Origin of the sequence: Microcystis sp. LSC13-02 (assembly GCA_002282935.1) — a bacterium.
Classification (GTDB): Bacteria; Cyanobacteriota; Cyanobacteriia; order Cyanobacteriales; family Microcystaceae; genus Microcystis.
The window spans coordinates 1-8,546 of the sequence record MTBT01000053.1; the positions used below are offsets into that span (position 1 = coordinate 1).

At 44.5% G+C, this 8,546-nt stretch carries 10 protein-coding genes; 7 read left to right on the top strand and 3 right to left on the bottom strand.

Going from position 1 to position 8,546, the window contains the following annotated elements; all coding sequences use genetic code 11:
- The first annotated feature begins 215 nt into the window (after positions 1 to 215).
- The 5 genes from dapB (at position 216) to BGL89_RS03175 (ending at position 2,966) form a co-directional block, all read left to right on the top strand.
- The gene (dapB, locus tag BGL89_RS03155; RefSeq protein WP_286824402.1) at positions 216 to 1,046 is read left to right on the top strand and encodes a 4-hydroxy-tetrahydrodipicolinate reductase; all 831 of its coding nucleotides are present in this window, start codon (positions 216 to 218) and stop codon (positions 1,044 to 1,046) included.
- 393 nt (positions 1,047 to 1,439) lie between these two features.
- Positions 1,440 to 1,637, top strand: coding sequence for a nucleotidyltransferase family protein (locus tag BGL89_RS03160; RefSeq protein ID WP_286824403.1), 198 nt, complete (start codon positions 1,440 to 1,442; stop codon positions 1,635 to 1,637).
- On the top strand, positions 1,619 to 2,089 hold the full coding sequence (locus tag BGL89_RS03165) for a ribonuclease toxin HepT-like protein (protein ID WP_286824404.1): 471 nt from the start codon (positions 1,619 to 1,621) through the stop codon (positions 2,087 to 2,089). The genes BGL89_RS03160 and BGL89_RS03165 overlap by 19 nt, the downstream gene beginning before the upstream one ends.
- A 27-nt stretch (positions 2,090 to 2,116) precedes the next feature.
- Positions 2,117 to 2,488: a nucleotidyltransferase family protein gene (locus BGL89_RS03170; RefSeq protein ID WP_286824405.1), complete on the top strand. Its 372-nt coding sequence runs from the start codon at positions 2,117 to 2,119 to the stop codon at positions 2,486 to 2,488.
- A complete protein-coding gene (locus BGL89_RS03175; protein ID WP_286824406.1) occupies positions 2,466 to 2,966 on the top strand; it encodes a ribonuclease toxin HepT-like protein in 501 nt (166 codons plus the stop codon). The genes BGL89_RS03170 and BGL89_RS03175 overlap by 23 nt, the downstream gene beginning before the upstream one ends.
- 340 nt (positions 2,967 to 3,306) lie before the next feature.
- Here the strand turns inward: BGL89_RS03175 and plsY are convergent, their stop codons facing one another.
- The 3 genes from plsY to BGL89_RS03190 form a co-directional block, all read right to left on the bottom strand.
- Positions 3,307 to 3,963 (bottom strand): glycerol-3-phosphate 1-O-acyltransferase PlsY, encoded by a 657-nt coding sequence (gene plsY / locus BGL89_RS03180; protein ID WP_502692596.1) that lies wholly within the window; start codon positions 3,961 to 3,963, stop codon positions 3,307 to 3,309.
- Positions 3,964 to 4,032: 69 nt separating this feature from the next.
- Complete coding sequence (gene fabG, locus BGL89_RS03185; RefSeq protein WP_286824407.1) at positions 4,033 to 4,728, bottom strand: 3-oxoacyl-ACP reductase FabG; 696 nt, start codon at positions 4,726 to 4,728, stop codon at positions 4,033 to 4,035.
- A gap of 82 nt (positions 4,729 to 4,810) precedes the next feature.
- The gene (locus BGL89_RS03190) at positions 4,811 to 5,836 is read right to left on the bottom strand and encodes an ABC transporter ATP-binding protein (protein ID WP_286824408.1); all 1,026 of its coding nucleotides are present in this window, start codon (positions 5,834 to 5,836) and stop codon (positions 4,811 to 4,813) included.
- Between the two features lie 336 nt (positions 5,837 to 6,172).
- Between BGL89_RS03190 and BGL89_RS03195 the strand changes: the two genes are divergently transcribed.
- Positions 6,173 to 7,057, top strand: coding sequence for an all3515 family Zur-repressed PEP-CTERM protein (locus BGL89_RS03195; RefSeq protein WP_286824409.1), 885 nt, complete (start codon positions 6,173 to 6,175; stop codon positions 7,055 to 7,057).
- A gap of 191 nt (positions 7,058 to 7,248) precedes the next feature.
- The gene (gene lpxD, locus BGL89_RS03200; RefSeq protein ID WP_286824410.1) at positions 7,249 to 8,280 is read left to right on the top strand and encodes a UDP-3-O-(3-hydroxymyristoyl)glucosamine N-acyltransferase; all 1,032 of its coding nucleotides are present in this window, start codon (positions 7,249 to 7,251) and stop codon (positions 8,278 to 8,280) included.
- Positions 8,281 to 8,546: the final 266 nt, after the last annotated feature.

An 8,546-nucleotide genomic window follows, 5' to 3' on the forward strand; every position in this document is an offset into this window, starting at 1 on the left:
CAGGTGCGGAACCCCGCAAGGGAAAGAAGCAGAAACCTAAATCGTGAGGTTTGGGAATCACCGTCCGTTTACGGCGGTGAGGATGTCAAATGAGGCAACGTTTGTCTATACTAACCCTAGGGCAAGGTGGCTGAATGGTTTTCTGTTTTTCAGCATATCACTTCTCCCTTTTCTTATGCCGAACTCAGGTTATACACGAAGGAGAATAATTAACCATGACCGAAAATAGAGGCCCGATTCCCGTAGTTGTCAACGGTGCAGCCGGTAAAATGGGACGGGAAGTCATTAAAGCCGTTGCTCGTGCCGACGATATGATCTTAGTGGGTGCAGTGGATCGAAATCCCGCTTTTCGAGGTCAAGATGTGGGGGAAGTGGCCGGTTGTGAACCCCTAGAAGTGCCGATACTCGACGATTTGCAGAGTGTTTTAGTCCTGGCAACTCAGGAAAAAGTGCAAGGGGTGATGGTGGATTTTACCCATCCCGACGGTGTTTATGACAATACCCGCAGTGCGATCGCCTATGGAGTGCGTCCCGTGGTGGGAACTACGGGATTATCGGCGGCACAACTGCAAGATTTAGCCGAATTTGCCGAAAAAGCCAGCACAGGCTGTTTAGTTATCCCCAATTTTTCCATTGGCATGGTTTTACTACAACAGGCTGCCCTGCAAGCATCCCGCTACTTTGATCATCTGGAAATTATCGAACTGCATCACAATCAAAAAGCAGACGCACCCAGTGGAACGGCGCTCAAAACCGCCGAATTACTGGCAGAATTAGGTAAAACCTTTAATGCTGCCCAAGTTTCCGAAAAAGAAACTATCCCCGGCGCTAGAGGCGGTTTAACTGCTGAGAACATCCGTATTCATAGCGTGCGTCTACCCGGTTTAATTGCCCACCAAGAAGTCATTTTCGGTTCCCCCGGGGAAATCTATACCCTTCGTCATGATACCAGCGATCGCTCCTGTTATATGCCGGGGGTTCTCCTCTCTATCCGCAAAGTTACTCAGCTGCAATCCCTCGTCTACGGTTTAGAAAAAATCCTCTAAATCAAGATAGGTAGGGTTTGCTGAATAAAGCTAAAAACCTTGTTGGGTAAGACTTTTAGACCTTTTGGAACTTAAAAAGTACTGGATATGGCAGTGATCGGGGGGAAATTTAGGCACTTTTCACACCCTACCCCCACCGAAAAACTTTTTGCCGCAAACCCTAGGTAGTGATTTTATTGTAGTGGTGATAGCTCAAACCTTTGCTAATTGGGCATTGTCGTCATCAATAAAGTACCAAACAGTTCGGCACCCCCCTGATCAAGGGGAGTAGGGGGGAAAGAAAGAGATATTCAACGGGAACAGGAAAGACAAACCCTGCGGGCAAAAACTCAACAATGGCTTCATGAAAATGCTGTAAAATACGGAATTAATCGAGCTTATATCTTTGGCTTCGTGACTCGTCCCTATAAATTTCACCCCGGTTCTGATGTGGATATTGCCGTCGAAAATATCAATCCCGAATTGCACTTTGATGCTATTAGTATTCTTTCCTATTATCTGGGGAGAGAGGTAGATATTATTCTGCTGAAAAACTGTCATTTTGCCCACCGAATTCGGGAAGAAGGAATTTTATGGACAACCGACAACTAATTCTGTTGAAAGCTGATATAAATGCTCAATTACAGCTAATCAAAGCGATCGATGATAAAGTTGCTGTTAGAGCCGAAGGTGTTAATCCCGATGATGTCATTCGCCTAGAAAGCATTGCTTATCAAATCCATAATTTATACAGTGCCACTGAGGATTTACTTAAAATAGTGGCGGCCTGTTTTGAAAATCATATTGCCGATACCCAGCAATGGCATACAGCCTTATTAAACAGAATGACTGTCCCTATCCCCAGAATTTGTCCTGCTTTTATTTCTTCAGAAACCGCTGCTTTGTTAAATGGTTTACGAGGATTTTGGCACTTTTTTCGCCATGCCTACGGCACGAATATTGATTATGAACAATTGAAAATTAATTTAGACAGGGCAAGAAAAATCAACAGAAAATTAGAGAAAGATATTGAAATTTTCTTTCAACAATGGGCAGAAACTTAAGCTAAATACCTCGCTATTATAATTATTATGTCGGTCAATAATCCCTATCTTGAATATTGGCAAAAACGCCAAAAAGAACAGCAGGAATATAATCAAAAATTGGCTCAAGAGGCGAGGAAAAATCTGCCGCCAGTTATTGATTATCTAAAAAAAAATTTCCCAATTACAAAAATTATCCTGTTTGGTTCTTTAGTTAAAGGTAAATTTCAGGAAACTTCTGATATTGATCTAGCAGTGGCTGGCATACCTCCAGAAAGTTTTTTTCAAGCTTTAGGAAAAGTTAATTTAATTAGCGATCGCTGGATTGATTTAAAGCCTATAGAAGACTTAGAACCTCATTTTCTTAAAAGAGTTTTGCAAACAGGAGAATGTCTTTATGCGTCCGATGAGTGCCAGTGAATTACAAGAAATCGCTCTTGATATTGCCACTGAAGTTAATAGATTAAATCGGCTAGAAAGCCAAATGCGTTTAGTTCAAGCGGAAATGCTAACCAACCCAGCACTAGCCGATATTTGTGCCGAAAGTTTAGCCCTAAAACTCCATAACTTTTATACAGGATGTGAACGAATTTTTCAAATTATCGCCTCTGAGTTAAATGGTGGCTTACCATCTAGTTATGACTGGCATAGAAGGCTATTGAATCGTATGAGCAAACCTCAAGATTATCGTCCTGCTGTATTACGAGAAGATACAGTGTATAAACTTAATGAATACCTAAGCTTTCGGCACGTTGTTCGCAATATCTACGGTTTTGAATTGGAAAAACAAAAACTAGAAAATCTGGTTAATAACTATTATAATACATGGCTACAAGTCCAAGAAGATATTAATTGTTTTATCCTTTGGTTAAAAACCACAGCAGACAGTCTTAATTAGGGTCTGCTGAAAAAGTTTTTCCTGGGGGCAGGGTGTGGGGTGTGGGGTGTGGGGTGTAGGGTTTTACCGATTTTGAGGTGGTCAGTTACCTAATTTTCAGGGAAAAAGTACCTGAATTTTACCCCCGATCACCCCAATGGTAGGCACTTTTTGAGGGAAAAAAAGTCTAAAAGCCTTATCCAAGATTGCTTGTTGAGATGGGGCAAGAGGCAACAGTAAAAGGATTCGGGGAGATTTAGCTAATCTAAGGATAGGCGGTTAAAATGCGAGCTTATTCATAAAAGAACTGATGAGCCGTCAACTTCATTTCACAGTGGTTATTCTGACTTGAGAAAGTTATTTAACTTACTTCCGATGATTGCTGTACTTTCTGACCTATTTTTGGTTCCGTCCCTGCCAACAATCTTTTAATATTACCCTGATGACGAACAATCACATAGATTCCCCCTATCAAACTAAATAAAATATAGGGGAGAGGTTGACCCAAAACAACCATTAAAATATTCACCACCAGCGCCCCGATAATCGAACCGAAAGAAACAATCCGGAAAAGTGCCAGAATAACCAAAAAACTCGCCAAAGTTCCGCAAGCCACTAGGGGATTCATCACTAATAAAACCCCTAAACTGGTGGCGACGGATTTACCACCACTAAAATTCAAGAAAATCGATTTACTATGACCGATGACTGCACCCAATCCCGCCCCAATAATTAACCAGTAATACCAACTTTCTGGGAGAGGATTGACATCCATAAAATATAGCCCTCGTACCAGGGCTACCGCCGCCATTCCTTTTAACATATCAATTAATAACACCGTCGCCCCGGCAGATTTTCCCAGAGTTCTTAGCACATTGGTAGCCCCAGTGGAACCGGAACCATAGTCACGAATATCGATACCTTTGCTGTATTTACCGATTAAATAACCCGTGGGAATCGAACCGAGCAGATAGGATAAAAGTAAGACAGTAAGACTGATAAGAATCGGAATAAGCATAAATTAACCCCAATTTTTAGCGAGAGCGAGCGCCGTTATCAGTGTATCAGCCTGAAGACAAAAAACCACTCACAGGGAACCATAGACGGGAATTGCCGCCCCGCGCAAGTCCTTCGCCCCTTCCCCCGCCAGAAAACAGATCACCTCGGCTAGAGATTGGGGACTTACCCAGTCCTTAGCATTTGCCTCTCCCATCGCTTCCCGGTTGCCCGGAGTATCGATAATACTGGGCAAAACCACGTTAGCGGTAATATTAGTCTGTTTGGTTTCTTCTGCGATCGCTTGGGTTAAAGCCACTACCGCCGCTTTCGAGGCACAATAGGCGGCCAAATTCGCCCCCGGTTGTACGGCACCACGAGAACCGATAGTGACGATACGACCATAATTATGAAGTTTCATCGAGCGTAAACAGTGTTTACACAGTAAAAAAGTGCTATGGAGGTTTAAATCGAACATTTTTAGCCAATCTTCATAGCTAAACTCCTCCGTCGCCCCCATGGTAAAACCCCCGACTAGATGAATTAAAACATCGACCCGACCGAGATCATCAATTAATCTAGCCACGGCAGTTTCTTGGGTTAAATCCACCCTGACAAAGCGAATACGCTCAAATTCCGCCGCACTCAGCCGAGATTTCAGACGACCCACCTCCCTTTCCTCCCGATAGGTCATGGTTAGATGACCGCCATGGTGTAAAATCGCCGGAGTGACTCCTAAACCCAGTCCTCCCGTACCGCCGGTCAGCAATACCCGTTTATCTTTCATCTTGATTGATATATAATCGATCGCTCCAATTATAGACGATTTAACTGGGCAATTAGGCAATGTTACAGCCTTTCTCGCCGGACTAGGATTCCTTCATCGCTTGTTTTTTCTCGGCCTTGAGGTCACGACTGCTGGCAGCGGCAATTTCCGCATCCATCAGGGTGCGTCCAGTGGCCGCCAGATAGACATCATCGAGACTAGGACGGGATTGGGCCATGCTAAACACGGGTAGTCCCGATTCGGCTAGGGTTTGTTCAATTTTGCTTAAAGGATTGCTATTCGCCCTCACGATAAGATTAAGGGAGTTACCCTGGGCGGTATTGACGATCACTTCCTCGACAAAAGGCAGACAGGATAACAACTCTTTCGCTTTCAAAGCTTCTTCCTCTGGGGAAAATTCTCGCACTTTTAGGGTAATGCGATCGCCGCCAAGTTGCTCCTTCAGTTGTGAGGGTGTGCCCCGAGCGATGACGATACCATTGTCGATAATTGCCAAGTTATCGGCCAAAGCGTCGATTTCTTCGAGATAATGGCTGGTAATTAACACACTGGTTCCTGCTGCCCGCAATTGTCGCAGAAAATCCCAGACAATCAAACGACTTTCGATATCGAGTCCCACAGTTGGTTCATCCAGCACCAAAACTTCCGGCTGATGCAGTAATCCCGCCGCTAAATCCAGCCGTTTTTTGATGCCGCCGGAATAGGTTCCTGTTTTTTTGTCGGCGTATTCCTCTAATCCTAAAAGATTTATTAATTCTTTGATGCGCTCTCTTGACTTTTGAGCAGGAATGTGATAGAGAGCCGCTTGTAGTTGCAACAGTTCCCGGCCGGTGAGCATTTTATCGAGGGCGACTTCTTGGGCAACGTAACCCAGGCGTTTACGGGCGGATTTGGGGTTATTCAGGGCATCGACACCCCCCACCTCGATTTTGCCGCCATCGGGTTTAGCAAGGGTACAAAGACAGCGAATCGTGGTGGTTTTCCCCGCACCATTGGGACCGAGTAAACCGAAGATTTCTGCCGCTGCCACGGTAAAGGAGATATCTTTAACCGCTGCTGTCTGACCGTAGGATTTTTTTAACTTTTCGATCGCCACCGCAAGGGTCATAAGCTGATTTTCGCCGACTTGAGCGAGACAATTTTTTTGTTAACTTTCTCGGTCTATTTTAACCCAGATTCCCCACTGCAAAATCTAGTACAGCTTTGTTTATCTTTTTTGATCAAGATAAACTTTGACGGGATTTGGCCTCATCCCCAGAGGACTCGCTGCTGTTCCGGCGTTGCCTGTTCCTTGATCGACCTCGACCTATTTAGAGGCGCGGGCAACTTATTGGGACAGCATTGTTCACGTTAACTTAAATTAACTTTGTTGGCAAAAGTGAATCGGAACAAGGGTTTTTCGCTAAAGTAATAATGATTATCATTCTAATTAATGAGAGAAATCATGGTTCTACAGGTCTCTAGGGTAGGATTAGTTTGTGCTGGGAATAAAATCCGCGAAAAAAGCCCTAAATCTCCATTTATAGCTGTTAGCTTCATTTTATCGCTTTCTTTCGCCCTGGTAACGGTGGCTAAGGCTGAAGAGCCTGCCATTGGTCAGAGTTTGCCAGAATTTTATATCGGGGTGGATAATCAAATCACCTTAACTCGGGGCATCTATGAGGGATTAGCCAATCCTAACTATAACCGGTTAACTCTTCTGGTTGCTCACCGAGAGGGAACCCCTCATTTTCACGGTATCGGCACTTACAGTTATTCTGGACTGTCTAGTAATCCAGTAGTTAATCCCACTAACACTAATAATCGCATTCCTGAGACTTCTACAGGATTGCCTCCTCTCTCCTTAATTGCAGGAAAAGGAATTTTTCAGAATAGTTTTGTTAGTGCTGCCACTGGGGAGGAATATAGCAATCTACTGATGCAATCAGTGGCAACTATTAATAATTCCTCTGACTTGGGAGAACAAGCTCTTTTTAACAGTTCTGGGGGACGGTGGAATCGGTCTTTAGGTAATGCCAACCTATCCTTACAACTGTTAGAGATTAGTGATGGATTAACAGTAGCTAACTCTTTAGGACAGACAATTTTAGCTAATGCTGGAGATATCTATGCGATCGGTACCGGTGATAACTTCTCCTTTTTACCGAAGTTTCTTGCCTCTCGACCGGGAAAATATTCAGCCAGTTTTAAACTGGTAGATATTAGCCTTTCTTGGGGAGAGTCAGGAATTTTCAACCTAGATTTTCAAACAGTTCCCGAACCATCAACTCTGATCAGCTTAATACTGTTCGGGTCAATTTTATTAACTCGATCGAGTAGTAAAAAATAAACTCAATCGGTTTTGGAGAGAGCAAACTTATCTCCAAAACTGCTCCAGATCGACATCGGCTTTGTTGAAATGGAAAACAGGGATTATTCCCTAAAAAACTAGCAACTTTTTTGACTATAACAACGACAAGATTATCAGTATAGTTTTAAACTATCCTATCATAAGCCCTATCTCGATCGCAGTATATATTTATGAAATTTAGTGAAATTGCCCAAAAATTAAGCCCTTTAGTCTCTGATCACAGTTTAACTGCCTATCCCGACAGAAATCCTGAAATTAAAGCCATAACTCCCATCGAAACCGCCCTAGTCGATACCATTAGCTATATCGAAGGGGGAAAATTTGCTGCCTTTGTCGCCAAAACTGAGGCTACTGCCCTAATTCTGCCCCTGGATGCCAATTTACAACAACAGGCCGACGAACGCGGCATCCCTTGGTTAGCTAGTGCCAATCCCCGACTTTTATTCGCCCACGCCATCAAATTATTCTATCAACCCTTTCAGCCCCAACCCTACATTCACGCCACCGCCGTAGTGCATCCATCGGCTAAAATCGGCCATAAAGTCGCCATCGGGGCCCATGCTGTGGTAGAAGCAAATGTCACCCTCGGTGATGGGGTGTGCATTCATCCTAACGCCGTTATTTACCCCGGAGTGCATATTGGCGATCGCACAATTCTCCACGCTAACTGTACCATCCATGAACGGGTACAAATCGGCAATGATTGCGTTATCCACAGTGGTGCTGTTATTGGTGCTGAGGGCTTCGGTTTTGTGCCAGTTCCCGAAGGCTGGTTTAAGATGGAACAATCGGGTATCGTGGTCTTAGAAGATGGGGTAGAAATTGGCTGTAATAGCACCGTTGATCGCCCGGCAGTGGGAGAAACCCGCATCGGTAGCCAGACTAAGATCGATAATCTCGTCCATATTGCCCATAATTGCCAAATTGGCCAAGCTTGCGCCCTTGCCGGACAGGTAGGCATGGCAGGAGGCGTAAAATTGGGCAATCGCGTTATTTTAGCAGGACAGGTGGGCATTGCCAATCAAGCAGTGATCGGGGACGGTGCGATCGCAACCGCCCAAACTGGCATTCACAACGCTATCGGGGCAGGAGAAGTGGTTTCTGGCTCTCCTGCTATGCCGCATAAACTATTCCTCAAGGCATCAGCCGCTTACAAGCGTTTACCCGAAATCTATCAAGCGGTTAAGCAGTTGAAAAAATAGCCCTATTCAGGAGTCAGGAGGTAGGAGGCAGCTTTGTTCTCCCCACACCCTACACCCCACACCCCACCCCACACCCCCATCTCCCCACTGATAAGCTAAACGGCGCTTAACCTGCATGATCCAATAGCTATAACCCTTTTGGAGTCGGTGGTGATTCGGTAGTAGTGATAGCGGCCAGCAATTCTCATTTTGAAACGATTTTGCGTTGTTTCAGCGACCTAGAGATTCGTTAAGAATTATTAACCCCTCTAGGTGCAAGGGTTTTA

What these genes read in the sequence shown, in the direction of transcription:
- dapB (WP_286824402.1), top strand. Translation starts at nt 216, where the DNA reads ATGACCGAAAATAGAGGCCCGATTCCCGTAGTTGTCAACGGTGCAGCC.
- BGL89_RS03165 (WP_286824404.1), top strand. Translation starts at nt 1,619, where the DNA reads ATGGACAACCGACAACTAATTCTGTTGAAAGCTGATATAAATGCTCAA.
- BGL89_RS03170 (WP_286824405.1), top strand. Translation starts at nt 2,117, where the DNA reads ATGTCGGTCAATAATCCCTATCTTGAATATTGGCAAAAACGCCAAAAA.
- BGL89_RS03175 (WP_286824406.1), top strand. Translation starts at nt 2,466, where the DNA reads ATGCGTCCGATGAGTGCCAGTGAATTACAAGAAATCGCTCTTGATATT.
- plsY (WP_502692596.1), bottom strand. Translation starts at nt 3,963, where the DNA reads ATGCTTATTCCGATTCTTATCAGTCTTACTGTCTTACTTTTATCCTAT.
- fabG (WP_286824407.1), bottom strand. Translation starts at nt 4,728, where the DNA reads ATGAAAGATAAACGGGTATTGCTGACCGGCGGTACGGGAGGACTGGGT.
- BGL89_RS03190 (WP_286824408.1), bottom strand. Translation starts at nt 5,836, where the DNA reads ATGACCCTTGCGGTGGCGATCGAAAAGTTAAAAAAATCCTACGGTCAG.
- BGL89_RS03195 (WP_286824409.1), top strand. Translation starts at nt 6,173, where the DNA reads ATGGTTCTACAGGTCTCTAGGGTAGGATTAGTTTGTGCTGGGAATAAA.
- lpxD (WP_286824410.1), top strand. Translation starts at nt 7,249, where the DNA reads ATGAAATTTAGTGAAATTGCCCAAAAATTAAGCCCTTTAGTCTCTGAT.